We start from the raw sequence: 26870 nt of genomic DNA, 5'->3' as shown, positions 1-26870 counted from the left end.
ATTCGACAATCCGCGAGTTGGCGGGGGATTGTCGGTCAGCGGCGCTTGGCTTAAGAACGCTCAATGAGCAGATGGATGTCCCGGGTTAGTTCGGCTTTGTCCGTTAGGCGGGCTTCATAGCGCTGCTGAAGCGCGTTCAGCAGCTGACGGAGGCGTTCGATATTATCGGATACCGCATCCTTAAGATCGGAGATCCGTCCCTGGACGATCCAGTCGAAAATAAAACCGTCCATAAAATAGTCGGCAAACCCCAGAAACCCGTTATAATCGAGGTTCATCTCCGCAGTGCCCCCGACATCCTCCAGCTCTCGCTTGAAGCGGCCCATCAGTCCTTGGGCGTATTCGATCTGTTCCATAGCTTCATTGGCTTTGCTGCGTTTGAGATGAGTGGCGATCACGCCTCCGCCGAACATATCGTAGGTTCCCCAGCTTTTAGCCGATTTCAGCAGACTTTCCGCTTCTTCGAGAGATTCGGCGAGCTCGTGTCCCGCCCGGAGCGCTTCATCCAGCTCTTTGACCTCGGAGAGAGCCTGCCTTTTGGCGTCGTAGAGGGCATTCAATTGACCACGGAAAACTTCGCTTCTTCCACGCAGCCATTGTTCTTTTTCCTGAAGCAGAGCGGCGGCTTCTTCCTCCCAGCCGAGCAGGGAAGAACGGCGTTGTTCGAGTTCCGAAGTCGTCCGCGTTAACTCTTCTTCCGCCAGCCTTGTTTCCTCGGCACGGATACGTGCCTGAATCGCTTCGGCTTCTTCTTTTTCCAGCTTCTCTTCTTTTCTTCCCAGAACGGTATAAAACAAATTGACAAGCGATGCTTTCTCCAAACGCTCGACATCCCGCGTCTCATTCAGCAAAGCTTTCTCTGCCGCCATCCGCTGCTCCCGGGCCTGCTTCAGCCGGGCTTGAGCTTTTTCCAGCTGTTTATTAACCGTTCCAAGCAGGCTTTCTTTATTCAAAACTTCGTCATACCGGTATTTCCAGTTCTCCTCCATGCGTACCCCGCCCTCCCTAATGAGCCGATAACCTTCTTCACCTACAATACGTTCTGGGGAAAATAGGGTTGCATTCGGGTATACGGGTTGAAAAACGCTAAAGCGGGAATACCGTGCAGCCGGGTTTAGCCGGAGGCGGGTACGGGCTTCAAATAACGAAGAAGACGTTCTTTTTCAAGAAAGGGCTTAACCTGGACGGAGGTCTTAAACAGAAAGGGTTTGCCTGCCGTAGAGAAAACGAGGAGCAGAGGCTCGTTTAACCGCGAAGGATCAAGAAACAGAAACAATTCATTGGAGCTTCCCTGCATCCAGCGGTTATTAACGGCGAGCGGAGGGTCAAGGGGGAGTTTCAGGACGACTCCCTGCACATTGTCGATTTTCGTTTGAACGGCAATATCTTTAATACTGGCCAGCCAACGGGAAGCTTCGGAGCGGATTTCATCGGTAACGATAAGGGTTTCCACGACCTTTTGTTTATCTACATCGTAAAGCTGTGCGCGAACTTCCCGGGAAAAGCCTCCGGAAGAAGGAGGAACGGCGTGCGATGGCGTCGCCTGCAGTCTGGTTGTCCAAGTGCCCCCGGGCAAAGCGATGCTTGAGGCTCCGGTCCCGGCTGCGGCGGATACGGAAGATCCGTTTCCGGCCGCCTGTACGGAGAAGGCTGATGAAGGCACGAAACCGGCTGCAGTCGTGCACAATAGGGCGATAAGAGCGGTGCGCGCTCCAACGTTTCTTTTAGTCATGGAAGTATCTCCTTGTGCCGTTGTTGTGGTTGGACTTATTTTCTTATAAAGTCCCGTGAATTATTCCTTGCCGGGAGCGGCAAAAACGCCTTCCCCCGACCTTGGTCCAGGGGATTGGACCGCCAATAGGCGGTGTCGGATACGCCCCATATTCGCTACAATAAAAGCATCATTTCTTATCTTGGAGAGGATAGGCGATTGTGATATGCTATGTAAGGATTCGCGGCTCTAAATGACGCTAGGGACCGGTAAGAGTCAGGCGATACAACGGACGGATAAATTTTTCGGCAGACTGCAGCCCGCAAAGGAGGTGCCCCATGGAACAACAAATGAAAAATAAACGCCACCGGAACACGGCTATGCTGTTGATCGCAATGGGGATTTTCCTCATCCTGGAACGGTGGGTCGGTATATTTGTGGTGATTGCCCTGCTGCTGATGTTTTTCGGTTTTTATAAAATCCGGTATGAGAATGAGAAGAAAGGCATCGCCTTTATGGGCGTCGGGGCCGTCATTCTGCTGGGCAACAACTTCTCTCTCGTGCTGGCGGTTATCTTGATTTCGCTCGGGATTTTCTATATCAAGTCCAAGAAGGTACAGCCCGGAGACGATTTTATCCAGAAGCAGACCCTGATCGACAGCATCCGTCCGGGCAAAGAACCCTGGGTGCTTAAAGACAGCAGCATCTGGTTCATTATCGGTGAAGCTCATCTGGACCTTTCGTATGCGATATTGGAGAAAAAAGAAACGACGCTCGTTCTGCAGGGGATTATCGGAGATGTGCGGCTCATTGTGCCCGAAGAAATAGGGGTATCCATCGAAGCGTCGGTTACGGTCGGACAAATCAGTTCGCCTCTGGAAAAAGAATCCGGAGTTATTAATAAACTTAATTGGATATCTCCTAATTACGAAACGAGAGAACAACAGGTGAAACTAATCGTCTCTTATATCGTAGGGGATATAGACGTTCGCATGCTTTAGAACGAAACCGTCTGCTGACAAGAAAGGAGAATGGTGCCGTGGACAGCTACAAGAAAAGACTGACTAATATGATTTGGCGAAGCATGGCGGAATCCATTGTTCTTTGTCTGGCGGTGCTTACTTTTATCGTTTATATGCTGTATACCGCTAAATTTATAACTCCGCCCGAGACGTGGGCGCAAGGGATCAAAATCGGTGCCATGCTCGTAGGCGGCTCGATCATTCTGGGGGCGGCTTACGGGTATTGGAGCAGCAACCGGACGACGCGCCGGCTGGAGCTGCTGATGGAAACGATGCAGATGCTGGAGATCGGCAGCATTTCCCGCTCGACCCTGCCCCCGCTGGGTGAGGATGAGATCGGGCGTCTGGGCGAACAGCTCGGCCGCATCCTGAAAAAGTGGGAGGAGCAGGTAGCTTCACTCCAGCGTCTGTCAAACAATAACGCCCAGCTTGCGGAGAAGGCCCGGGTATCGGCCATCATTGAGGAGCGGCAGCGTCTGGCCAGAGAGCTGCACGATGCGGTCAGCCAGCAGCTGTTCGCGATCTCGATGACGGCTACTGCGGCTTTACGAACACTGGACAAAGACTTCGAGAAAGCCCAGCGGCAGATTCACCTCATCGAGGAAATGTCCTCCGTGGCTCAATCCGAAATGAGGGCGCTGCTGCTTCATCTGCGTCCGGTTCATTTGGAAGGCAAACAGCTTTCCGAAGGGCTGATCCGGCTGCTTCAGGAATTGAAAGCGAAAGTTCCCATGGAGATTACATGGGATTTGGACGATGAAATTGTACTGTCCAAAGGAATTGAGGACCACCTGTTCCGGATTGTCCAGGAAGCCATGTCGAATGCCCTGCGGCATTCGAAAGCGACCAGACTGGAGCTGCGCATGCAGCAGAAAGCGGGCTGGGTACGCCTGCTTATCCGCGATAACGGGGTAGGTTTCGACCTTGACGAGGAAAAACAGACATCTTATGGTTTATCAACGATGCGCGAACGGGTGAATGAGGTCGGAGGATCTCTTCAACTGGTTACGGCTCCGGGAAAAGGAACCCGTATCGAGATCCGGGTACCGATAATGACGGAAGGAGAGGAAGCATAGTGGACATGGTTAAAGTGCTGCTGGTCGACGACCACGAAATGGTCCGGATAGGGCTGGCGGCCGTTCTCGGTACGGAAGAGGGAATCGAGGTAGTCGGCGAAGCCAGCAACGGGGAGGACGGAATCCGGCTGGCACAGGAATACAAGCCGGACGTCGTGCTGATGGACCTGGTCATGGAGGGCATGGACGGTATCGAGACGACGCGGAAGCTGCTACAGCTTTACCCGGACTGCAAAGTTATCGTGTTGACGAGCTTTCTCGATGACGAGAAAATGTATCCGGTTCTGGAAGCGGGGGCGTTCAGCTATCTGCTCAAGACATCACGCGCCACGGAAATCGCCCAGGCTATCCGCGCCGCCGCGAAAGGACAATCCATTCTGGAGTCGCAGGTAGCTTCGAAGCTGATGAACCGTTTCCGGCAGCCGAAACCGGAAGCCGCTCCTCATGAAGATTTGACCGAACGCGAAATGGAAGTGCTCCGGCTCATTGCCGCGGGCAAATCCAATCAGGAAGTCGCCGATGATCTGTTCATCGGAATTAAAACCGTTAAATTCCATGTAACGAATGTTTTGGCCAAGCTGGGCGTCGAAGACCGCACCCAAGCGGCCATTTATGCGTTTAAGCATGGACTGGCGGAATAAAGCGCAACCTAAAAGCCCGTACCGCGAGATGGCGGTACGGGCTTCCCTTATAAAGCGGCCGGCTCCGGATCAGTTTGCTTCCTGATGAACGGACGGTAGGCTTGAAGCGCTTTGTTCAGCTGCATCTGGTGCATAGCTCCGCCGGTTTGAAACAGCGGTTCATCCGCTTCTTCCGTGTACTCCGAGCGATCCGGGCGGTCATAATCTTTGGGCCGCTTCCACTCGTTCGCTTCCCCCAGCCTGCGGAGCATAGCCGGCATGCCGGATTGCTGCCGGGTATCTTTACCGGCAGCGGCGTCCCGCTGGTCGGCGGGAAGTGTGCCGGCAGAACTCTGTTCCGCCGGGGCTGCCTTGCCGCTCCGTTCCTGCCGGGTATAAAGCATTTCGGGAAAGGGCCCGCGCGGGCTTACGGGACCAAGCCCGTTCATACGGCGGATGGCCTGAATCCGAAATAAACTGGAATGACTGCGGTACGTCTCATTCACGTACTGGGGTGTAACTATATACATAACCGTCCGCCACCTTTCAGGAACGTGCTTTTATAAATTCCTTCTTTTTTCGATTTCCATATAGTTACAAACATATTACCACGTTTTCGACGTTTTGAAAGCATCAAGTTGGACAAGTTTATAAAATTTATTTATCGCTGCTTGCCGGAGCTTTGGCTGCCGACTTTTCATTCCGATCTGGAAAGGTCAGACGGCCGGTTTGACGCTTCCCGTCCGGCGACTTACAATGAAGGCATATCAGATAGGGTAAACAAAGGGGATTTGACAGTGAACGGGTCAACGATATTAGTCATCATCGGATTTCTTGTCCTATGCGTGGTTTTTATGTGGGGCATGTCCAAAAAGTATAAGAAGTAAAACCGGTAAAAACTTGGAGGATAAATACCTGTTTACGGAGCAAAGCCTGCCATTTCGCATACCATGCAGTATCTGCAAACCATGTGGAGGCGATGTTTCTTGATCCGCAAACGAATTCCGGCCAAGGATGACAGGATACTGGTGCGTCTGACCGAAAAGGAGCTTTTGCCTTACACAAGAATGACTGTGCCGGAAGCGGACGTTAACCTTTCGGAAATGAAGAAAAGATTCAAGCTGGGAGAAACTTTCGTAGCTGACGAAGGGGCTTTCGCTGCCGGTTTTGTGAGCGTTCAGGTGTCGGATGACAGCCTGTTTGTCGATATGCTGGCGGTCGATGCGCGTTTTCAGGGCCGTGGGCTGGGGACGTCCCTAATGGAGCAGGCCGAAAAATACGGCCGCAAAAGGAAATGCCGGACTTCGCGGCTATATGTAGATTCTGTGAATGAGAAGGCCATTTCCTTCTATCTGGCGAAAGGGTATACCGTTAAAAGCTATGTGCCTCAACTGCGTCTTCATTTAATGGAAAAAAAGCTGTAAAAACGTTTCCCTGAGGTGGTAAAAGAAAAAACCGGGAATGTGTCCATTCCTGGTTTTTGGGGATAGTAAGATAAACGACCGCTTTCTATTGAAGTGCGATCAGGGCGGCGACAAACTTCCGGTCAAGAACGATAGGAGAATATCCCGCCGAATGGGCGATAACGGCCTGACTTTCCCGGTCGGCCGGGGGAGACGATTTTTTCCGGCCGGTCTTGGCCACTTTTAATTTTTTGCCCGTTTTTGCAGAAGGACGTTCTACAACGGGTTCTTCGTTTAAGATGAGATTTCCTTGATCAAGCCGGCTGAGTATACCGAAAATTTCCGCGCCGTCTCTTAAATAAACGAGAACGGGGCTGCCGATATGGGGCCGGATCTGCTCACTGTTTGCAGGATCGATTCGCTGCACCGTACTGCACCTCCATGGGGAGAATTCTGATAACAGCCTATGGCGGGGAAGCGGGAACGGATTGGACAGATGCCCGGTTTGTGAAAAAAAGTTGAATCCCTTTTGCAATTTCGGTATGCTTATTCTAATCTAAAACCAAAGAGAAAGAATGATGCGACGATGAATGGTGCTGTTTTTCTGATTTTCGGAGCTACAGGAGATTTGGCCAAGAGAAAACTGTTTCCCGCCTTTTACAGCCTGTACCGTGAAGGCAAGCTGAATGAACATTTCGCCGTAATCGGACTTGCGCGCCGTTCCAGGACGAACGAGCAGTTCCGCGAAGATCTGCGTGATTCCATTAACGAATTCGCCCGTCATCATGTGCAGGACGACGAGGACTGGGCTAAATTTGCCGAACATTTCGAATATTTACCGCTCGACATTAACAATGTGGACGGGTTCCGCCAATTGAATACGCTGACGCAGCAGCTTGACGTCAAGTTCCAGACCAACGGCAACCGTTTGTTCTACCTGGCGCTTGCGCCGGAGCTGTTCGGCAACGTGTCTTACAACCTCCGCGAAGGCGGCCTGCTGGAAACCACCGGCTGGCATCGTCTCGTGATCGAGAAGCCGTTCGGTTACGATCTGGAGTCCGCAGGCAAGCTGAACCAGCAGCTCCGTCAGGTGTTCGAGGAGAAAGATATTTACCGCATTGACCATTACCTGGGTAAAGAAATGGTTCAGAACATTGAAGTGGTGCGTTTTGCTAACGCGTTCTTCGAGCCGCTGTGGAATAACAAGTACATAGCCAACATCCAGATCACGCTAGGCGAAACCGTCGGCGTCGAAGACCGCGGCGGTTATTACGACCATTCAGGGGCTCTGCGCGATATGGCGCAGAACCATATGCTCCAGATGCTTGCGATGATGGCCATGGAGCCGCCTAGCCGTCTTCATCCGGAAGATATCCGGGATGAGAAGGTGAAGGTGCTGCGTTCCCTGCGTTCTTTCGAGTCCGCCGAAGAGGTCGGCAAGAATGTCGTACGCGGCCAGTATACGGCCGGGAAGCTGAACGGCAAGGAAATGCCGGCTTACCGCAGCGAAGAGAGCGTCAATCCCGAATCGAACACGGAAACGTATTTGGCGGCACGTGTTTTTGTGGACAACTTCCGTTGGGCGGGCGTTCCGTTCTACATTCGTACCGGCAAGCGTCTGCCCGTGAAATCCACGGAGGTTGTGGTAGAGTTCAAAAACGTGCCGGACAACGTTTACCTGGCTAACAAGCATGACTTGCAGCCGAATCTGCTTGTATTCCGCGTGAACCCGATGGAAGGTATTTATTTGCAGATGAATGCCAAAAAGCCGGGTGCCGAAGGCGTCATTATCCCGATCGCGATGGATTTCTGCCAGAGCTGTCAGGTCGGACTGAACACGCCGGAAGCGTACGAGCGTCTCATCTTCGACGCTATGCGCGGAGATTCCACCTACTTCACCCGCTGGGACGAAGTGGCGCACGCATGGCAGTTCGTGGACGCTATCGCCCAGGCGTGGAAAGAAAACGGCGGGGACCTGGCCCATTATCCGGCAGGCTCCTGGGGACCGGATGCGGCCAACGAGCTGCTCGCCGCGGACGGATTCAAATGGTGGCCGGTTAACGGCCAGCATGAAGGCGAAGTCATCTGGGCGAGCCAGTCATAACCGGACGTTCCGGTTACATGAACAAGAGGTTTACGGAAGCACCCTGCGGCTTAGGCTGACGGGTGCTTCTTTTGCTGGCCGCTTAGTCCATTGAAAAAAGGTGGGACCGTATCAGAAAACACCGGGAGGGAAGTCATGTACCGCATTCTGATTGTCGAGGACGATGATAAAATCGCCCACATTTTGAAAGATACGTTAACCAAATATGAATACGAGGTTTTCCGCGCGGTGCGGTTTCAAGATATTAAGGGAGAGGCCGCCGAGCTGGAACCGGATCTCATTTTACTGGACATCAATCTTCCCCGCTACGACGGGTTCTACTGGTGCCGTCAAATCCGCACGTTCTCCAATGTGCCGATTATTTTCCTGTCGGCGCGGACGGGAGAAATGGACCAGGTGATGGCGATCGAAAACGGCGGTGACGACTATTTGACGAAGCCGTTTAATCTGGACGTCGTGCTGGCCAAGGTCAAAGGCGCACTCCGCCGCGCGTACGGGGAATACGCCCAGGCGCAGCCGTCCAGAGACGAATGGGAGCTCAACGGGCTGAAGCTCGACCGGTTGAAAAACAGCCTGGAATTCGGCGGTAAACGGATGGAACTGACGAAAAACGAGCTGCTGCTGTTCGACTGCCTGGCCCAGAAGGCGGGAAGCATTACAGCCAGGGAGGAGCTGCTGGAGGCTCTCTGGGACGACGTTCATTTCGTCGATGACAACACGCTGACGGTGAACGTCACCCGGGTAAGGCGGAAGCTGGAAGAAATCGGCCTGCCGGGGATTATCGAAACGGTCCGGGGCCAAGGCTACCGTCTTCAGACGGAATGGGGGAAGAGCGGCGATGCATGACAAAGCCTGGACGTGGAAAAAATTTTTGCTCGACCGGCTTTTGTATACGGCCGCCTTCTTTTTCGCTATCCTGCTTATTCTGGTCCTTTTGTGGCTGGACCGTATGGAGGCGGGGCTGCCTCTTAAACCGGACAATTTGCTGTACCTGTTCCTGCTCGCCGGAACCGTGTGGGCGGCCGTCCTGATTTATGATTATGTCCGGCAGGCCGGGTATGCAAACGCACTGAACAAGCGGCTCGGCGAATCCGATCAAAGCTCGCTGGACAGTGCGGTGTTTCTGCCGTTCCGGACGCGGGAGCAGCAGGCGGTAAACGAGCTGCTGCAGAAGCAGCACCGGGCTTATTTATCCAGGCTGTCTTCCTACCGCTCGGCTCAGGAGCAGCATCTGCATTTTACGAACCAATGGGTTCACCAGCTCAAAACACCGGTGTCCGTCATCGACCTGCTTATCCAGCAGTCGGAAGGGAGGCCGATCCCCCCTGAGGCGCCGGAGCGGATGAAAGAGCTTCTCACAAGCATTCAAGAGGAGAACGAGAAGATCGCCTCGGGTCTTCAGATGATGCTCTATACGGCAAGGCTCGAAAAATTCGAGCTGGATGTCCATCCGCGGCGGATCGAGCTTACGGCCGTAGCCCGGCGGGTCGTAAACGAATACAAGAAAGCCTGTATACGCGCTTCCATTTTTCCGAAAATCGAGACTTTCGCCTCCGGCGTCTATGTGGAAACGGACGAAAAATGGCTCTCGTTCGTCCTGCACCAGCTTATCGGCAACGCCATTAAATACTCCCGCAAGCAGGAAGGAAACAAGCTGCTTCTTATCCGGATCGAAGAGCAGTCTTACGGCATCCGGCTTACGGTTCAGGACAGCGGCATCGGTATCGCTCCGGAAGACCTGCCGCGGGTTTTTGACGCTTTTTTCACGGGAGAGAACGGAAGGGGCGTCGTTACGGAGTCGACGGGGATGGGGCTGTATCTCGTCAAACAGGTGATGTCCCGGCTGGGACACCGGGTTGCCATCGAATCCGAGCCCGGCCACGGGACGGCGGTCAGCCTGATGTTTCAGAGCCAGGGCCTCCACCGGTTAGAAGGGCGAGAGTGGGACGGAGAGTACGGAGAATAGTCCGGGTGACGAAAATGTAAGGTTAACCTGCCGCATTGAAAGGCAAATCAATAGGTGGCTTCTCTTCAGAGGTCTATACTAGGAACATAGACATCATCAATGGAGGGATACCGGATGGCGGTTTTGAAAGCCGAGCAGGTAACGAAAATATACGGAACGAAAAGCAATCTGACGTACAAAGCACTGGAGAACATCGGCCTTGAAATCGGCGAAGGGGAGTTCGTCGGCGTTATGGGGCCTTCGGGAAGCGGCAAAACGACGCTCCTTAACATACTGGCCACGATCGATAAGCCGACAAGCGGCCATATCGAAATCAACGGAACCGATCCCGCGGCTTTATCGGGAAAGCAGCTCGCGTTGTTCCGGCGCCGTGAGCTGGGATTTATTTTCCAGGATTTCAATCTTCTCGACACCTTGTCGATCCGGGAAAATATTATCCTCCCGCTTGCCCTGGACAAAAAGCCGGTAGCGGAAATCGAAAGCCGGCTTAAGCCCTGCGCCGAACTTCTCGGAATTACGGCGATTCTGGACAAACGGACATACGAAGTGTCCGGCGGACAGAAACAGAGGGCGGCCATCGCCCGGGCCATCATCCACAGGCCGTCCATTCTGCTTGCGGACGAACTGACGGGCAACCTGGATTCCAAAGCCGCCAAGGATGTGATGGAATCGCTCAAAGAGCTGAACGAGCAGCTCGGCGCCACCATCATGATGGTTACGCACGATCCCTTTGCGGCGAGCTACTGCAAGCGGATTGTGTTTATCAAGGACGGGAAGTTCTTCTCCGAACTGAGACGGGGGGCGAACCGGCAGGCCTTTTTCCAGCAGATTCTCGATTCGTTAAGCGTGCTTGGGGGGAATTTCGATGAATTTTCGACAGCTCGCCCTTAAAAATATCCGCGGCAACTGGCACCAGTACGGCGCCTTTTTCTGGAGCAGCGTGTTCTCCGTTACGATTTTTTATATTTACTCCGCTTTTATTCTGCATCCGGACGTCATAAACGGTTCAATGCCGGCCGCTTCTAAGATCCGGGAAGTGATGATCGCCTGCGATTATATCATTATCATTTTTTCATTCTTTTTTATCCTGTACTCGATGTCGGCCTTTTTTAAATCACGGAAAAAAGAATTCGGCCTGCTGACGCTGTTCGGCATGACCAAAGGACAAATCCGCCGGATGGTGCTGCTGGAAAATGTCCTGATTTCCATTCTGGCCGTTGCCGCCGGTATCGGAATCGGATCGCTGTTCAGCAAGCTGTTTTTTATGGGGCTGGCCCGGCTTCTTGAAGTCGATTCCCCCATCCGGTTCGTTATCCCGGTTAAAGCGGTTCTGCTGACGGTTATCGGATTTGTGCTGTTGTTTCTGACCATTACCCTGCTGACCCTTTACCAAGTGGGACGTTCGGAAATCATCGACCTGCTCCGGGCTTCCAAGCAGCCGAAAAAAATGCCGGTTTTCTCCGTCTGGCTCGTTCTGCTTTCGGCCGTCTGTCTGGTCGCAGGCTATACGCTGGCTTATCAGATTACGTTGAGAAATTTTATTCTCTATTTCATGCCGGTCGTCTTTCTTACGGTGCTGGGAACGTACTTTTTGTTCACCCAGGGCAGCGTGTTTATTCTCCGGAGGCTTCAGCGACGGACTTCGCTTTATTACAATCAGACGAATCTGATTACGATATCGCAGCTCACGTTCAAGCTGAAAGATAATGCGCGGATGCTGTTTATGGTGTCCATCCTGTCCGCTGTCATCTTGTCCGCATCGGGTACGGTGTACGTGATCCTTAAGGATACCCGCAACCAGCTTATGGAGCATTATCCCCAGTCCATCGCCTTTACGGAAAAAGGGCTGAACAGCCACCGTGTAGTAGACCCGGAAGCATTAAAAAAGACCCTGAAACAGAACGGGGTCGAGCTGGAGTACGAAGTGCGGATGGCGGGCATTCCGGTCCGGGTCCCCGTCGAGCTGGGGGGCAGAGTCCGCGAGCAGCAGCTGTTCATCGTGTCGGAGGATGACTACAACGCCCAGGCCAAACGGCTGAACAAGCCGGAGCTGCGGGTGGAACGGGGGCATGCCTCGTACATTTATCCGTACAAAGAGCAGCAGCGCAAGTCTTTCACCCCCGGACAAGACCTGGTAGCGAAAATGAAAACGGGAACAAGAACGTTCAAGCTGGAAGAACAAATTAACGGGTCCGTTGTCCCGACCCAGTTCGATATCTCGACTTTGCTTGTGACGGACGCGTCGGAGTACAAGGAAATGATGGACTCTACTGCGGACGAGGACAAAAGCGTTTTGTACGGCTATGAGATCAAAAATTGGGAGGAAGCCTCTCCGACCGTCCATCAGATCGAAAATATGGTTCCCGAGCAGGAGAAGACAAATTTCGGGACCCGCGTCAATCAGTATCTGGAAACGAAGCAGTTGATGTCGCTGATGCTGTTTATCGGAATTTTCGTCAGTTTCCTTTTCTTTATCGCTTCGGGCAGCATGATATATTTCAAGCTGTTTACCGAGATCGAAGAAGATCAGGCCCAATTCCGGGCTCTTACCCGGATAGGGATTACGGACCAGGAGATCAGGCGGACGGTATCCATGCAGGTCGGGATGATCTTTTTTATCCCCCTTGCAGTCGGACTTGTCCATACGGTCTTTGCGATGAAGGCGCTCGGCAATATGCTCATTTCGAACATATGGTCTTACGCGGCGGTGGTGTTCGTCATTTTTGCTCTGATGCAGACGCTCTATTTCCTGGCTGCGAGACGTTCTTACATGAAAAGAATTTTAGAGCATTCGGTCCGATGATTTAAGTAGAATTAAGCTGTGAAAAAAGGCTTTTCTTTCCCGCCGGAGGTTGGCGGGCAGGGAAAGCCTTCTTCTTTTTTAAGGGGCAAATTATTTTATATGTAAATTATTATGTATATTGACGATAAAAGTAAAGAAAGGATGTATAACTAAATTGTAAATGTATGGAATTTTAAGATGGGAGAGAAGAGCGATGTATAGAAAAGGGGACAGTCTGGACGACTTCATTTTATTTGACCGCATTTGGACCCGGGTCTGGCGGCAGCAGGGCTTTGAGCTGGAATTTACCCGCAGGGACGCGGATTGCTACCTGATTCTCTCCGATGACGGTGAAGCGGCGGGAACGGTCGAGTTCAAGCGATACGACCCCGGCCGTCATCCGCTGGACGCTCTCGCTCCGTTCTGCGGACATTCCGCACTTGCGCCGGGCAAGGTCGTGGAAGTGGACAAGGTAGCCCTCCTTCCGGAATACCGGGGCCGCAACCTGGACAAGCTCATTTCGCTCATCGTACATTATTGTGAAAACCGCGGCTGCACGCATATCGTCGCATTGATGGAACCCAAACTGTGCAAGGCTCTGCGCATGGCGTTTCGAATCAAGCTTGAGCGTATCGCGGAGCCTTTCCACTACAAGGGGGGGATGGTCGTGCCGGTCGTGTGCGACGTAAGCCGCCTTTATTCCAATAAATCCGCCTACGGCTGGTTGCTTCCGAATCCGGAACGGCCGGAAATCGTCCTGCCTGCCGTCGGCTCTTGAGATAGAAAACAGGAACACCCTCGTGCCGGGGGGTTCCTGTTTTCTTTAACCGCGGGTCATGGCCTTCAAATTCGTGATGAGGCTGTCCAGACGCTGGTAGCTCGTCACGATATCTTTAATGCGGGAATCGTGATTCTCAAGCCCCGCCATAATCTCTTCGAAGGAAGCCATGTTCTGTTCGGTGCTTCCGGCGATGGCGACGATTTCGTGGGAAATCTTGCGGTACTCTTCCTGCAGCAGCGCAACGGATTCTTCCACGTGATCGGACTGATTTTTGACGAGTCCGGTATTGTCGGCTACCCGCTGGATGATGCTCTCGACCTGTTCGTTGGCGGCGCGTCCCGCCGTAATCGCCTGCTTCCCGAGATTCACCTGTTTGGTCACCTCGATGCTCGTATGGCGGATGCCCTGAAGAATGTCGTTGATCTCTTCCGTGGAGCGGCGGGAATTCTCGGCGAGCTTGCGGACTTCGTCGGAGACGACGGCAAAGCCTTTGCCGTGCTCTCCGGCCCTGGCGGCCTCGATTGCCGCGTTGAGCGCAAGCAGGTTGATCTGAGATGTGATGTCATTGATTAACCCGACCATGCTGCCGATGCGTACGCCTTGTTCATTCAGATCATTCATCAAATGGACGGTCCGGTGAATGATGCTGTAGACGGTTTCGATTTCCGCGCTGAGAGCGTGAACCTGTTCGCTACCCTGATTCGTCAGGCCGATATTCTCCGTAGACAGGCGCTGGAGCGTACCGGAGCCGTCGGCTACGCTGGAGACGACCCGTTCGACTTCCTGGACGAAACCGCTGATATCCACCACAATTTGAGTCTGATGCTCGACGCTGGTAGAGACTTCGCCGAACGTGGCGGTGACTTCTTGTGAAATTTTACCGGCTGTGGCTACATTGGTTTTGAGAGTGGCATTGAAATCATTTAATACTTCCACGCTAGAGCCGACCTGTTCCAGCAGCGAGTCCGTTTGAGTTTTTGCCTCCAGGGTCTCCGCCTGCTTTTCCATAACTTCTGTTTGCAGTTTTTCCGAAAAACGTGCGGAAGCGGCTGAAGCCGCGGTAATCATGACGACATAGAGCAGCAGGTTGGCGAGGGATTCTTTGGGGAACATGGCTTCGTAAAAACGCGGTTGGACGAATAGAAAGGCCGTTAAAGCCGCTCCAAGTATGCCGGAGAATACGATTGGCCGATAATTGGAGTAAAGGGTCATCAGCGCAATGTTGACGAAGATGAGGTAATACGTGCTCGTCAGCGGTTCGGCGTAAATCAGCAGGGTGGTCAACACGGTGATGTTCACCGGAACGATATACATAACGAGCCGGGGCGCTATGTGTTTAACCGACATCAGGGTGCTGATTCCGCAGATCACTATACCGACAACGGCAAGCACGAGAACTACTTCTAAACTGGCCGTCATAAGATCGATTACGATACCCAGGGCAAGCATAATCCACAGAATGCGGTTGAGCAGTTTGTTCCTTTTAAAAAGCAGATGGTTCGATTCCATGATTTCCCTCATCTCTTAATATTTGTTTACTTTCACCTAATCGGTTGTTTACCGTAAAAAGTTTATAGATTCCGCCAATAAATGTTAGTCTTTTTTTAAGATTTTTTTCGGACGGCGTTTGAAGAATCCGCGTGCAGTGCGGCAAAAAACGGGTTATAATAGGGGGAAGCTTAGCCGGAAGGAGCTGGCAGATGGACAGGCGCGCGTTTCTCAAATGGCTTACCGCATTTTTTGCCATTCTGCTCGGCGCCGGTGCGGGAACCGTATTAAGCGGATTAAGGCGGAAATCCGGGCTGCCCGACCGTGAAGCATCCGTGGCCAAGGCGGAAGAAGCCGAAGAGCTCCCGGCGGGAGAGGATCTTCAGCTGCCGGATGATCCGAAGGCGGGGAAGGCGCTCGCCACTTTCGCGATCATGAGCGATATTCACGCTTCGCCTGACGATCCGTTGACTCTGGAGCATTTTAAATCCGCTTTGGACGATATGGCCGCCATGAAGCAGCCGGTGGATGTTCTCCTTCTGACCGGCGATTGTACGGACTACGGGAGAGCGCGGGATTACAAGGAGCTGGGCCGTATTATGAAGGCACACAAGCTTCCGCCCGTGCATGCCAACATGGGGAATCACGAATATTACGATCTTTGGCTGGACAAAGCCGGCGAGTTTAACCGGGAGGGCATGCCCAACGGCAAAACCGACGCGATGGCCAGGGAAAGATTTTTAACATTTTTCGGATACAAGCAGCCGTATAACCGGATGGACCTGGAAGGCTGTACCGTTCTGCTGCTATCGCAGGAAGGCTATATGCAGGAGAAGCCCGAGGCTGGCGAAGGCGCCTGGTACACGGACGCGCAGATGGAGTGGTTCAAAGCCCAGCTGGCGGGCCTGGACAAAACGGCGCGGATCTTCATTATGATCCACCAGCCTCTGCCGATGCAGGGACGAAGCGGGGGAAGCCACCAGATCGTCCGCGGCAAGGAAATCCGGGAACTCATCGCCCCGTACAAGAACGTGTTCGTTTTCTGCGGGCACCGGCACCAGGATTTCCAGAACGGATCGGCCCACTATTTGCAGGAGCCGTTCCATTATTTTCACAACTCTTCGGTCGGCCGGACATTGAACAAGGCTCTGCCGGATGCCCGAAAATCGAAGACGCAAGGCCTTTATGTCCAGGTCTTCGAGAATAAGGTCGTGGTCCGCGGCCGCGACTATGCCCGGCGCAGATGGCTGAAGGAAGCGAACTGGACGGTCGCATTGAACAGGAAGAGCGTATGACGCCGCAGGCACCGGGAGCGGGCAGCGGCATAAGATGAACTATAGAGAAAGCAGGAAGGATCCAACCATGAGTACACCCTTACAAAAAGAGCTTCAAACCGAGGCGGCCAAGCGCCGCACGTTCGCCATTATTTCTCACCCCGATGCGGGTAAAACGACTCTGACGGAAAAGCTTCTGCTCTTCGGAGGCGCGATCCGTCTCGCCGGAACGGTTAAAGGCCGTAAAGTCGGCAAATATGCGACTTCCGACTGGATGGAGATCGAGAAACAGCGGGGGATCTCCGTTACGTCGTCCGTGATGCAGTTCGATTATCTCGGACACAAGGTCAACATTCTGGATACCCCGGGTCACCAGGATTTCAGTGAAGATACGTACCGCACCCTGACCGCGGCAGACAGCGCAGTGATGCTGATCGACGTCGCGAAGGGCGTCGAGGCGCAGACGATCAAGCTGTTCCAGGTATGCCGCATGAGAGGCATTCCGATTTTCACGTTTATCAACAAACTCGACCGTGAGGGCCGGGACCCGTTCGAACTCTTGGAAGAGCTGGAGCAGGTGCTCGGTATCCGCTCGTATCCCATGAACTGGCCGATCGGCATGGGCAAACGGTTCTCCGGCGTATACGACCGCCAGAGGACCCAGCTTGAGCTGTTCCAGGGGGACGATCACAAGCAGGTTGCCGTCCGCAAGGTGGAAGGCTACGAGGACCCGGTTATTAAGGAAATCGCGGGGGAGCATCTGTATGAGCAGCTCGGTCAAGAGCTGGAGCTTCTGGACGTGGCCGGCGATCCGTTCGATTACGAGAAAGTAATGAGAGGCGAGCTGACGCCGGTATTTTTCGGCAGTGCCGTCAACAACTTCGGCGTTCAGACGTTCCTGGAAAACTTCCTCGAACTGGCACCGGCTCCGGAGCCGCGCAAAAACACGCAGGGCGAAATGGTAGAGCCGACCAAAGAGAATTTCTCCGGGTATGTGTTCAAGATCCAGGCCAACATGAATCCGGCTCACCGAGACCGCATCGCGTTCCTGCGTATCGTGTCGGGCAAGTTCCAGAGAGGCATGTCCGTGAAACACGTGCGCGCCGGGAAGGAAATTAAGCTTTCTCAGCCGCAGCAGTTTCTCGCTCAGGACCGCGACATCGTGGAAGAAGCGTATCCGGGCGATATTATCGGGTTGTTCGACCCGGGTATTTTCAGAATAGGAGACTCTCTCAGCCAGAAGGAAGAGATCGTGTTCGACGAGCTGCCTACGTTCTCGCCGGAAATTTTCGCCAAAGTGACCGTCAAGAACGCTTTGAAACACAAGCAGTATCAGAAGGGGATCGACCAGCTTACGGAAGAAGGAACCATTCAAGTGTTCCGGACTACCGGAGCGTTTGACGATACGATTCTCGGGGTAGTCGGCCAGCTCCAGTTCGAAGTGTTCGAGCATCGGATGAAAGCCGAGTACGGGGTAGATATCCAGCTTCAGCGTCTGGGCTTCCAGTTTGCGAGATGGATTATCGACGAGAAAATCGATCCGTCCCGCTTCCGCATCAACTCGCAGCTTGTCACCGACAAGAAAGGCAACTATGTCGCCTTGTTCGAGAGCGAGTACGCTCTGCGGTCCGCTATGGAGAAAAATCCGAACGCGCAGTTCCTGACAAACGCGCCTTAATAAATAAGGAGGCACGGGCGGTGATTGCTTCCCGGCTTCCTTATTAAACGAAAAGCCATTCCGCCGATTTGGGCGGGATGGCTTTTTTGATGATTCGGCGCTAGTCCGGGTTATGGCTGTCCCGTTCGGTTTGTTGTTTACGGGCCCGTTTTTCGGCTGCAAAAGCGGTTAAGGTGCCGGCTGCCGTTTACGATAAAAGGGTTTCCGGCTTTGAGAAGAAGCAGGTACCGCTCGCCCGGAAACATTGTGCCTTCGTTGGAAAATTGAAGCACGTTAACCCTGATAGGTGTTCTGACATCCGCATCGCCCTTAAGGATTTGTTCGGGCTGGATTGTGTAAATGTTGTCCGTACCGGATTTCTGTTCCCGCAGTACTGTCCCCGTTACGATGACGTCGGATTCTTCCTCCAGTTGTTTAAGCGGAATCAGCGCATAATCCAGCGCGCACGCTTGATACGGGATTATGATCACGCCGATCAAGCCCGCCAAGACCAATAAGACGGCCGTCGTTAAACGGTACTTTCTTCTCACGGGATTCACCTCGGTTCTTTTTCCTACTTAACGGCAGTTCGGCCCGCAAGGTTGCATTTTCCCGTCGGCAGGCGTTTGTCCGTGACGGTCCATGGCCCGGCCTCATAAGCTGATCGTAGGTTTGAAAGATATGATTCAAGCAGGCAAGCCGGCGGAAAGGATAGGAGGAGGCACCGGATGAGAAGATATGTCGTGAGCAAGTGGGTGAAGACGGAGGCTGTACTGCACAGCACGGCTGTGCGTCCCCATATACCGGCGACGCGGATCTTGTCGGAAGAATCGCTGCGGGAAATGCTGAACGAATATCAAATGGTATATGTGAAACCCGACTGCGGGACATTCGGCAGCGGTGTCATGCGGGTGGATTATAACGAGAAAGATGCCAATCCTTACCGGTATCAGCACCTCAAGACAAGCCGAAGCTTCGATACTTTCGAGGATTTGTATCAATCTCTAAAAGCGGCAGTGAGAGGAAGAAAGTATCTGGTTCAAAAGGGCATCCGGATGCTGAAGCATAACCACAACGTGTTTGATTTACGGGTTATGGTCCAGACCAATCCGGCCGGACGATGGGAGACAACCGGTATGATCGGCAGAGTTTCTCAAGCCGGCAAGGTGGTTACGAATTACCACAGCGGAGGCAAGCTGCGATCCGTAGAGACTTTGCTCGGGCCCTATTTAGGCGCCGATGAAGTGAAGCGCTTCAAAGCGAGGTTAAAACGGCTGGCGCTCGGCACCGCTCATGCCCTTCGTTCGAAATATCCCGGTATCCGGGAAATCGGGCTGGATGTCGCTGTGGACCGGGAGTTTAAGCCTTGGGTGCTGGAAGTGAACACGAAGCCGGACCCGTATATTTTCAAAGTTTTGAAAAACAAGCGAATCTACGCGAAGGTGCACCGGTACTACAAGTTCAACAAACGGAAATAAAAGAAACGGCCGGGCTGCGTCAGCCGGGCCGTTTCGGTTTGTTTTGGTACAGTACTTCGCGTCACGCGTTCGCTTGAAATTGCGGGAAAGCCATTACGGGCAAACCGAAAACCGTAAACCGAAAACCGTAAACCGAAAACCGTAAACCGAAAACCGTAAACCGAAAACCGAAAACCGAAAACCGAAAACCGAAAACCGAAAACCGAAAACCGTAAACCGTAAACCGTAAACCGTAAACCGTAAACCGTAAACCGTAAACCGTAACGGGAAACCAAATTCGATACGTAGAGGACCGGCGAAGCAGACAAGCTTCTTTTCCGTCAGATCGGTCAACAGACGGGCGCGCCGTCAAATGCCGCTCTCAGATTCTCCGGCACTTGTTCCCTCTTGAGCCTTTTCTGCCGGCTTAACGGGGAACCGCAGGCGGAAGGTGGTACCTTCGCCGGGCACGCTCGATACGTGTATGTCGGCGTCGTGCGCCTCCATAAGCCGTTTCACGATCGAAAGTCCGAGGCCGGTTTCACTCCGGTCCTTGGAGCGGGAAGGATCGGCTTTATAGAACCGGTCCCAGATCTGTTCCATCTCTTCGGCGGTCATTCCCCGGCCCGTGTCGGAGATGCTCAGCTCAGTGGCGTTCACTGTCTGCCTTGCGGAGATGCGTATGGTGCCGTGAGATGTAAACTGGATGCTGTTTTTGATCAGGTTAATTAAGATTTGCGTTAAACGGTCATAATCGCCGTAAATCATCGTATCCGGAGGACAGTCGATTTCCAGATGAAGGTCTTTTTCCCCGATCAGGAATTCGAAAGACTCTTTCAGTACTTCCAGCAAATCATTCAGCGGATAGTGCTCGCGGCGCAGGGTGATGAGTCCGTTTTGGATTTTTTCCATATCCAGCAGTTCGTTGATAAGACGGATGAGCCGGAGCGTTTCCTGCTCGATGATGCCGTAGTATTTGACCTGCTCGTCGTGTCCGGTAATATACTCGCTCTTCAAGCCTTCGACAATACCCCGGATTGAGGTGAGCGGCGTTCTCAGTTCGTGCGTCACATCCGTGATGAAACGCCTCCGTTTGATTTCGATACGCTCCAGCTTATGGGAGGTGACCTCCAACTGCTCCGCCATCCGGTTGAAATCCCGGGACAGATCCCCGAGCTCGTCCGTCCGCGTGAGGTCGCAGCGCGTGTCGTACCGCCCGTCGGCGATGCGCCGGGTTGCCTGCCGGATCGAAAGAACGGCCGCGTTCATATTGCGCGAAACGATAAGCGCGACGATCATGGCGAGCACGAAAACAACGACGCCGGCGAGCACCACCATTTCGTACACGCGGGAGAGCGTCTGTGTCATTCCTTTAACCGGAGACATGACGAACAAATAATTTTTGCCGTCGGAATGCTTTAATTTAAGCTCGTACGGATACACGAGATAGGGGTCCGGTCCGCTCTCTTCCACAATCAGGGCCTTGCCGCTTTGAAGCTTGGGGATCTGGGCGAGCAGGCTGTCCATAAAGGTTTTGGACCGGAACGTCGGAGGCGTGGTGCGCTGGTCTTTAAAATAAAGCTGCCCCTTCGCATTCATGGCGATGAAGGAAATGCCGCGTTCCCTCAGAACGGTGCGGTAAGCGCTAAGGGTCAATTCGGGCACGACTTCCTCCCGGAGGATCAGCCGCGAAATCGTGTCGCCGGCACTCTGGAGCTCTTCCGTTTTCTCATCGTAAATATGAATCTTAAACAGATAGACGAAAATAAAACTGACGAGGACGAGCACGAGCAGAGACAGGAAGAGCAGGGAGACGAATTGTCTCTGGAAAAAGGTGAAGCGGTGCCGGGTCGGAATCAGCCTGAATTTCATCTTATTCCTCCAGTTTGTAGCCGACTCCCCAAACCGTAGCGATCAGCGGCCTCTCGGCGCTGCCGATTTTGGTGCGGAGTCTCTTGATGTGGACGTCGACGGTACGTTCATCGCCGTAAAAGTCATATCCCCACACAGCTTCGAGAAGCTGTTCCCGTGTAAACACGCGCTTGGGGTAGCGGACGAGCAGAGAGATCAGATCGAATTCGCGGGGCGTCAGGTTCGTGAATTTGTCCGGTCCGACGTAGACCTCCCGCGTGCTCGTATCGACTTTGATATCTTTGTAGACGAGCCGTTCTCCGTTGTCTTCGGCAAGTTCCTCGGGGAACGCCGGATCTGCCGCACTGTTGTCGGTCATACTGCCGGGCCCGCTGTGATACCGGCGCATAATCGCTTTGATGCGCGCGAGAAGCTCCAGGGGACTGAACGGCTTCGTGATATAATCGTCCGCGCCGGATTCCAGCCCGAGCACGCGGTCGCTTTCCTCTCCGCGGGCCGTCAGCAGAATAACGGGGGTGTCCCGGGTCTGGCGGATCATCCGGCACAGCTCGATCCCGCTCCGGTTCGGAAGCATCCAGTCCAGAATAATCAGGTTCCAGGAAGCTTCCCGGATCAAAGATTCGGCTTCGGAACCCGTGTGCACGAACGTAACGGTCCCTTCCCGTTCGAGAAAAGGGCGGAGCATTTCGCACACCGACCGGTCGTCTTCTACGACGAGCAGTTTCATTTTTCGCTCAACTCCTTATATGACAAGCGGTTGTCCCGGCGGGCTTCGGCCGCAACCTTGTTGTTCGATGCGCAAGCGCAGCTTAGGTTAGTGCGCTTTCATAATCTTAGCATAGTCGGTCGGATAGACGAGTGCAAGTAGGCAGGAAACCGGCGGAAAGCGCCTTCCGCCGATTGACAGGAAGCCGCGGAACATGAGAAAATGAACGCGTGTTCATTTATTTTATCCGAAAAATTTTTTACAATAAACGATAATGATCTCATCGGATCGCAAGATTTTGATGTACAAAGTATATATACATGGAATGATCTACAGAAACCGGGCGGTACGGAACGCCGACTGAGGGGTAGCGGTATGGTAACGAGAAAAGATGTGGCAAAAATGGCGGGGGTGTCCGAAGCGACGGTTTCCCGCGTTTTTAACAATGTAGGGCCTATGAAGGAGAATACGAAGCAGAAAGTGCTGGCGGCCGCCAAGGAGCTGAATTATCATCCCAACGCGGTGGCCCGCAGCTTCGCGCTGGGGAAAAGCGGACACATCGGTCTGATTTTGCCTTACGTGCCGAAGGTGCATCTGTTCTCGACGTATTATTTCTCGGAAATATTGAGCGGAATCGGGGAAGGGGTCCGCAGGCACGGCTGCGATATGCTGGTTATGTTCCGTTCTCCCCACGAATCGGTGGATTACACGGAGCCTTACCGTTCCCGGAAAGTGGACGGGTGTATTTTTCTGGGCGCGCTGGACGTGCCCTCGCAGCGGGAAGGGTTCCGGGAGCTTGACCGTCAGGGAATGCCGTTCGTGCTGATCAATCAGCACTACGAAGGGGAGACCTACAGCGTTGTGGACGCCGACCACGAGCAGGGCTGCTACGAGGCGGTCAAGCACTTGCTCGACGTCGGGTACCGGCGGATCGCGTTCTTGAACGGGGCCCCGGAGTATTCGAACAGCGCGGACCGTCTGCGCGGTTATAACCGGGCGCTCAACGAAGCGGGACTGACGCCGGAGCCCGGGCTTATTCTGGAAGGCAACTATAGCCGGACAAGCGGTTATAAAGCCGCGGCACGGATTGCCGAACTCGGCGGTGAGGTGGATGCGGTGTTCTCCTCGAACGACCGGATGGCGGTCGGCCTCATGCAGGGTCTGAAAGAGCGCGGCATCATCCCCGGTGAAGATCTCGCCATCGTGGGCTACGACGATTCCGAAGCCGCCAAGCTCAGCGATCCGCCGCTGACCTCCGTCTATGTCCCGTTCTTCGAGATGGGGCTTCTGGCGGCCGATGCGCTGCTGAAGCGGATTAACGCTTCTCCGGAAACCGAAGAGCTGTCTCCTCCGTTCCATGAACGTCTTTCCACGAAGCTCGTCGTTCGTGCTTCCTCCAGCTCCCGGCCAGGGGAATAAAAGTACGCCGGGACGGACAGCTTTTTGCAAATGCGATTGCCGCCCGGATCTCTCTCATTCATTCCGTTAAATTCCGGTATGCTATAATAGAGAAAAAAGACTCATTCCAAAGGAGCCCGAGCGAGTGGATACAGCGGACAAAAGTACGCCGCGCGGCAGGCGGTTCTAGCGGAGGAATAAAGGAGTCTACAAGGGAGCGGATACCGTTTGGAGCAGGGACAGCTGGTTGTGGTGACCGATTTTGACGGCACGTTGATGGAGCAGGATGTAGGGGCGACCCTGATGAAGGAACTCGGGGTGGAAGACCGCCCGGATGTCCGGGGGAAGCTGGAGCGTTTTTTGAACAAGGAGATCGGATCGCGGGAGTGGATTCACACGTCCTACGGCTTGCTGGGGGACCGGCAGAAGGATGTGAACGCCATCGCCGACCGTATGAATTTGAGGGACGGGGCCGAGGATTTTCTGGCGTACTGCAAAAGCAAAAGCATTCCCGTAACCGTACTCAGCGACGGGATGAAATATTATATCGATCGCATTATGGCCGCCAATCATGTAACGGTCGACACCGTTATTTCCAATCCCATTCAATACGGGGAGGACGGCGTTTACACATTGGGAACGCAAAACACGAACCCGGCCTGTTCCTGGTGCGGCTGCTGTAAATCGGGAGTTGTGCGAAAGCTGAAAGAAGAAGGCTGCCGGGTCATTTATATAGGTGACGGCAGCAGTGACATATACGGCTCGGCTTATGCCGACTGGGTTTTTGCCCGCAGCAGTCTGGCCCGTTATTTGACGCGTGAAGAGATTCCTTTTTATCCGTTCGCCACTTTTCATGATATTTTGAAGGTTGTGCGGGAACGGGAAGAGCATTTCCTGACCGGAACCCCCGAGCGCAGGGAACCGGCCGGGCACAGCTTTTGTAAATTCTGATCCTTATTAAAAAGTTAAAAAGCGGCAGCCGGCTGGCGAACAGCGGCTGCCGCCTTTCGGTTGAAGACCGCCCGGGCGGGAATAGACCGGCGATGATAAGCCCGGTTTTAAGTCAAATGATCGTGCAGTGCCGTAACAAGCTCGGACTGTTTCTCGGAATCGATGTTCTTCCAAATCACTTCGAACAAAACACCGAGTCCCGGAAGCGCCTGCTCTTGCCCGTCAATGGAATCGTTGATGATTTCTTTGAGCTCATCGTTGGACTTTCCTTCGACCCGTTGAACAATCGCCTGCCGCAAACTGAGGATCATGCCTTATACGCCTCGCTTCCGTGTGGTTTCGTCTTTAATATGCTCGAAAACGGGGGCAATCATGCTATAATTAAGTTCAGAATCAGGTATCCTAAAGCGTAAGGATGGAATGCCATGAAAAAACAGTTTGCGGTCATCGGAATGGGCCGTTTCGGATCGTCGGTAGCCAAAAACTTGACGGGACTCGGTTTCGAGGTTTTGGCGCTGGATCACAGTGAAGAGCGCATCCAGGAGATATCCACGGTTGTCACGCATTCGGTACAAGTGGATTGTACCGACGAAGAAGCCTTGAAAGCGCTCGGAATACGGAACTTCGACGTTGTCGTTGTGGCAATCGGTGAAAATATACAGGCCAGCATTTTGGCTACGCTTCTCCTGAAAGACATCGGGATTCCGACCATCGTCGTTAAAGCGGCTAACGATTTACACGGCAAGGTACTGCGCAAGATAGGCGCGGATAAAATCATTTATCCCGAGCGGGATATGGGGCAAAGGGTCGCCCATCATCTCATTTCGCCGAATATTCTGGACTATATCGAGCTGTCGAGCGAGCACAGCATTCTTGAAATGAAGGCCAACGACCGGATGATCGGCAAAAATTTACGCGACCTCGATCTTCGCGCGAAGTTTCAGTGCAACGTGATCGCCGTCAAGCGGCAGGAGCAGCTCATTATTCCTCCGCCCGTCGAATCGCCTATCCAGCCCGGAGAAATTCTGATCGTGCTCGGGAACAACAAAGATTTAAAACGTTTTGAAGTCGAATATTCGGAGTAAATGAATCATGACACAAGCATACAACCAGCCGGACATCACGTCCGTGCAGAACAATAGAGTCAAAGAATGGGCTTCGCTGCTGGATCGCAAGGGCCGGCAGAAAGCGGGCGCTTTCCTCATCGAGGGGATTCATCTCGTCGAGGAGGCCGTCCGCGCCGGCGCTCCTGTCCGCACTCTCGTATACGAGGCGGACAAGGGCCTGCCCGGCGCGCTGGCGGATCATGCCGGAGCGGCCGGCATAGAGACCGTCTCGGTGACGCGCCCGATCATGGAGCGCTGCACCGACACGGAGACACCGCAGGGAATCTTCGCGGTGGTGGACAAGCCGGCGGAGCCGGCCGAGACGCTGCTGAGGGATACCGGCAGCGATCTCGTGGTCGTGGTCGACGGAGTCCAGGACCCCGGGAACCTGGGCACGATTATCCGCAGCGCCGACGCGGTCGGTGCCTCTGCGGTCGTGCTCGGCCGGGGGACCGTCGACCTGTACAACCCCAAAGCGATCCGCTCGACGATGGGATCGCTGTTTCATCTGCCGATCGTGGAGGCGGATCTGCAGGAGCTTCTGCCGGCCGCGCGCGGGGCGGGGCGGCAGATTGTCGTCACGAGCCTTCAGGCGGATTCGAGCTGCTACGCGCTCGATATGACCCGCCCGACCTGGCTCGTGGTGGGCAACGAGGGCCGCGGCGTGTCCGAGGCGGCCGGAGAGCTTGCCACGCATCGGGTCATTATCCCGATGCAGGGGCAGGCGGAGTCGCTCAACGTGGCGATGGCGACGACGGTGCTGCTTTTCGAGGCGTCGCGGCAGCGGCTCGCCGGCTCGCCCGTTTAAGTCACTTGTTAGTTATAGCGTAAATTGAGACTGATTATAATATCAAAACGAGACAACCGGATGGCATCAAAACCTTTGTAATACAAGGATTTGCTGCCATTTGGTTTATATATGATCTTAAAAATTTTAAGATGAATGTAAAAAAAGTGTACTTTAAGACCCGGTAAAATTTTATATCCTAAGTTCGGACAAACCGAAGGGTCATATCCACTTTCGATGTACTCGGAAATATCAATAATTTCCCTCGTAACACTGATTCTAATCTATCGGAATACTATGAAAAAATTGCTGCTAGAATAAATCAATCTCAATCCAATAAGACCAGAAGTTCTTATAGTGATAGATACTATATTCACGTTGCTAATGATAAGGCAAGCAAATTTGATAGAGTAATAGTATTAACTAAACTGGAAATTTCACCTAATTATGCTGTCAAGCTTTCGGTAAGAAATGATGTTATTGACATAATGGGAAAGACAATGCCTATTCAGATTGTTGATGGATGGGAAGTATCGATACGTCCATGCGAACTTCATACGTTTGCTAAAATAGTTTGGGCGGGCTCTGCCACTCATGGTGGCACGTCAGAATATCGTGAATTAATGCGTTTCCTAACGGAAACGGGGATGAGTTTTTAGTTGACTTGATTGATTCTTCTGAGGATTACTTCTTGCATATAAAAAATCAA

At 53.3% G+C, this 26870-nt stretch carries 26 protein-coding genes; 17 read left to right on the top strand and 9 right to left on the bottom strand.

Annotated elements, in window-relative coordinates:
* Positions 1-50: 50 nt before the first annotated feature.
* Positions 51-989 carry a hypothetical protein gene (locus tag ABC395_RS21085; protein WP_413005828.1) on the bottom strand — a complete coding sequence of 313 codons (939 nt, stop codon included), beginning with the start codon at positions 987-989 and terminating at the stop codon, positions 51-53.
* Between the two features lie 125 nt (positions 990-1114).
* Positions 1115-1732 carry a hypothetical protein gene (locus tag ABC395_RS21080; protein WP_413005827.1) on the bottom strand — a complete coding sequence of 206 codons (618 nt, stop codon included), beginning with the start codon at positions 1730-1732 and terminating at the stop codon, positions 1115-1117.
* Between the two features lie 317 nt (positions 1733-2049).
* Here ABC395_RS21080 and liaF point away from each other — a divergent pair, with 317 nt between their 5' ends.
* Genes liaF through ABC395_RS21065 form a run of 3 tightly spaced genes read left to right on the top strand, consistent with a single transcriptional unit; the run spans position 2050 to position 4450 of the window.
* Positions 2050-2712, top strand: a complete 663-nt coding sequence (liaF, locus tag ABC395_RS21075; protein WP_413005826.1) for a cell wall-active antibiotics response protein LiaF — start codon at positions 2050-2052, stop codon at positions 2710-2712.
* A 38-nt stretch (positions 2713-2750) separates the two neighbouring features.
* Positions 2751-3809 (top strand): sensor histidine kinase, encoded by a 1059-nt coding sequence (locus ABC395_RS21070; protein ID WP_413005825.1) that lies wholly within the window; start codon positions 2751-2753, stop codon positions 3807-3809.
* Between the two features lie 5 nt (positions 3810-3814).
* Entirely contained in the window at positions 3815-4450 is a 636-nt protein-coding gene (locus ABC395_RS21065) for a response regulator (protein WP_413006782.1), read from the top strand.
* 47 nt (positions 4451-4497) lie between these two features.
* Here the strand turns inward: ABC395_RS21065 and ABC395_RS21060 are convergent, their stop codons facing one another.
* On the bottom strand, positions 4498-4959 hold the full coding sequence (locus ABC395_RS21060; protein WP_413005824.1) for a hypothetical protein: 462 nt from the start codon (positions 4957-4959) through the stop codon (positions 4498-4500).
* A gap of 456 nt (positions 4960-5415) precedes the next feature.
* On the opposite strand from ABC395_RS21060, the gene ABC395_RS21055 reads away from it, so the two are divergent.
* Positions 5416-5853 (top strand): GNAT family N-acetyltransferase, encoded by a 438-nt coding sequence (locus tag ABC395_RS21055; RefSeq protein ID WP_413005823.1) that lies wholly within the window; start codon positions 5416-5418, stop codon positions 5851-5853.
* Positions 5854-5938: 85 nt separating this feature from the next.
* Here the strand turns inward: ABC395_RS21055 and ABC395_RS21050 are convergent, their stop codons facing one another.
* Positions 5939-6259 (bottom strand): LSm family protein, encoded by a 321-nt coding sequence (locus tag ABC395_RS21050; RefSeq protein ID WP_413005822.1) that lies wholly within the window; start codon positions 6257-6259, stop codon positions 5939-5941.
* Between the two features lie 159 nt (positions 6260-6418).
* On the opposite strand from ABC395_RS21050, the gene zwf reads away from it, so the two are divergent.
* The 6 genes from zwf (at position 6419) to ABC395_RS21020 (ending at position 13462) form a co-directional block, all read left to right on the top strand.
* On the top strand, positions 6419-7936 hold the full coding sequence (gene zwf / locus ABC395_RS21045; protein ID WP_413005821.1) for a glucose-6-phosphate dehydrogenase: 1518 nt from the start codon (positions 6419-6421) through the stop codon (positions 7934-7936).
* Between the two features lie 135 nt (positions 7937-8071).
* Positions 8072-8782, top strand: coding sequence for a response regulator (locus ABC395_RS21040; RefSeq protein WP_413005820.1), 711 nt, complete (start codon positions 8072-8074; stop codon positions 8780-8782).
* Positions 8775-9902, top strand: coding sequence for a sensor histidine kinase (locus tag ABC395_RS21035; RefSeq protein WP_413005819.1), 1128 nt, complete (start codon positions 8775-8777; stop codon positions 9900-9902). Before ABC395_RS21040 ends, ABC395_RS21035 begins: the two co-directional genes overlap by 8 nt.
* A 114-nt stretch (positions 9903-10016) precedes the next feature.
* A complete protein-coding gene (locus ABC395_RS21030; protein ID WP_413005818.1) occupies positions 10017-10793 on the top strand; it encodes an ABC transporter ATP-binding protein in 777 nt (258 codons plus the stop codon).
* Entirely contained in the window at positions 10768-12705 is a 1938-nt protein-coding gene (locus tag ABC395_RS21025) for an FtsX-like permease family protein (protein WP_413005817.1), read from the top strand. The genes ABC395_RS21030 and ABC395_RS21025 overlap by 26 nt, the downstream gene beginning before the upstream one ends.
* Positions 12706-12898: 193 nt before the next feature.
* Positions 12899-13462: a GNAT family N-acetyltransferase gene (locus tag ABC395_RS21020; protein WP_413005816.1), complete on the top strand. Its 564-nt coding sequence runs from the start codon at positions 12899-12901 to the stop codon at positions 13460-13462.
* A 45-nt stretch (positions 13463-13507) separates the two neighbouring features.
* On the opposite strand, the gene ABC395_RS21015 is transcribed toward ABC395_RS21020, so the two are convergent.
* The gene (locus tag ABC395_RS21015; RefSeq protein WP_413005815.1) at positions 13508-14974 is read right to left on the bottom strand and encodes a methyl-accepting chemotaxis protein; all 1467 of its coding nucleotides are present in this window, start codon (positions 14972-14974) and stop codon (positions 13508-13510) included.
* 191 nt (positions 14975-15165) lie between these two features.
* Here ABC395_RS21015 and ABC395_RS21010 point away from each other — a divergent pair, with 191 nt between their 5' ends.
* Both ABC395_RS21010 and ABC395_RS21005 read left to right on the top strand, forming a co-directional pair.
* A complete protein-coding gene (locus ABC395_RS21010; RefSeq protein WP_413005814.1) occupies positions 15166-16248 on the top strand; it encodes a metallophosphoesterase family protein in 1083 nt (360 codons plus the stop codon).
* A gap of 67 nt (positions 16249-16315) precedes the next feature.
* Positions 16316-17905, top strand: coding sequence for a peptide chain release factor 3 (locus ABC395_RS21005; protein WP_413005813.1), 1590 nt, complete (start codon positions 16316-16318; stop codon positions 17903-17905).
* Between the two features lie 137 nt (positions 17906-18042).
* Here the strand turns inward: ABC395_RS21005 and ABC395_RS21000 are convergent, their stop codons facing one another.
* Positions 18043-18435, bottom strand: coding sequence for a hypothetical protein (locus ABC395_RS21000; protein ID WP_413005812.1), 393 nt, complete (start codon positions 18433-18435; stop codon positions 18043-18045).
* A gap of 177 nt (positions 18436-18612) precedes the next feature.
* On the opposite strand from ABC395_RS21000, the gene ABC395_RS20995 reads away from it, so the two are divergent.
* Positions 18613-19362, top strand: coding sequence for a YheC/YheD family protein (locus ABC395_RS20995; RefSeq protein WP_413005811.1), 750 nt, complete (start codon positions 18613-18615; stop codon positions 19360-19362).
* 348 nt (positions 19363-19710) lie between these two features.
* Here the strand turns inward: ABC395_RS20995 and ABC395_RS20990 are convergent, their stop codons facing one another.
* Together ABC395_RS20990 and ABC395_RS20985 are read right to left on the bottom strand one after the other, a co-directional pair.
* A complete protein-coding gene (locus ABC395_RS20990; RefSeq protein ID WP_413005810.1) occupies positions 19711-21213 on the bottom strand; it encodes an ATP-binding protein in 1503 nt (500 codons plus the stop codon).
* A gap of 1 nt (position 21214) precedes the next feature.
* Entirely contained in the window at positions 21215-21940 is a 726-nt protein-coding gene (locus ABC395_RS20985) for a winged helix-turn-helix domain-containing protein (protein WP_413005809.1), read from the bottom strand.
* A 354-nt stretch (positions 21941-22294) separates the two neighbouring features.
* On the opposite strand from ABC395_RS20985, the gene ABC395_RS20980 reads away from it, so the two are divergent.
* The gene (locus ABC395_RS20980; protein ID WP_413005808.1) at positions 22295-23338 is read left to right on the top strand and encodes a LacI family DNA-binding transcriptional regulator; all 1044 of its coding nucleotides are present in this window, start codon (positions 22295-22297) and stop codon (positions 23336-23338) included.
* Between the two features lie 207 nt (positions 23339-23545).
* The gene (locus ABC395_RS20975) at positions 23546-24268 is read left to right on the top strand and encodes an MtnX-like HAD-IB family phosphatase (protein WP_413005807.1); all 723 of its coding nucleotides are present in this window, start codon (positions 23546-23548) and stop codon (positions 24266-24268) included.
* A gap of 107 nt (positions 24269-24375) precedes the next feature.
* On the opposite strand, the gene sspI is transcribed toward ABC395_RS20975, so the two are convergent.
* Entirely contained in the window at positions 24376-24579 is a 204-nt protein-coding gene (gene sspI / locus ABC395_RS20970; RefSeq protein WP_103995943.1) for a small acid-soluble spore protein SspI, read from the bottom strand.
* Between the two features lie 114 nt (positions 24580-24693).
* Here sspI and ABC395_RS20965 point away from each other — a divergent pair, with 114 nt between their 5' ends.
* Both ABC395_RS20965 and ABC395_RS20960 read left to right on the top strand, forming a co-directional pair.
* The gene (locus ABC395_RS20965) at positions 24694-25353 is read left to right on the top strand and encodes a potassium channel family protein (RefSeq protein WP_413005806.1); all 660 of its coding nucleotides are present in this window, start codon (positions 24694-24696) and stop codon (positions 25351-25353) included.
* 7 nt (positions 25354-25360) lie between these two features.
* Positions 25361-26182 carry a TrmH family RNA methyltransferase gene (locus ABC395_RS20960; RefSeq protein ID WP_413005805.1) on the top strand — a complete coding sequence of 274 codons (822 nt, stop codon included), beginning with the start codon at positions 25361-25363 and terminating at the stop codon, positions 26180-26182.
* The last annotated feature ends 688 nt before the right edge of the window (positions 26183-26870 follow it).

This window comes from Paenibacillus canaveralius (assembly GCF_047238265.1).
In the GTDB taxonomy this organism is placed as follows: domain Bacteria; phylum Bacillota; class Bacilli; order Paenibacillales; family NBRC-103111; genus Paenibacillus_F.
The sequence above is the reverse complement of the archived record's forward strand: the minus strand, read 5'-3'. Positions and strand labels throughout refer to the sequence as shown.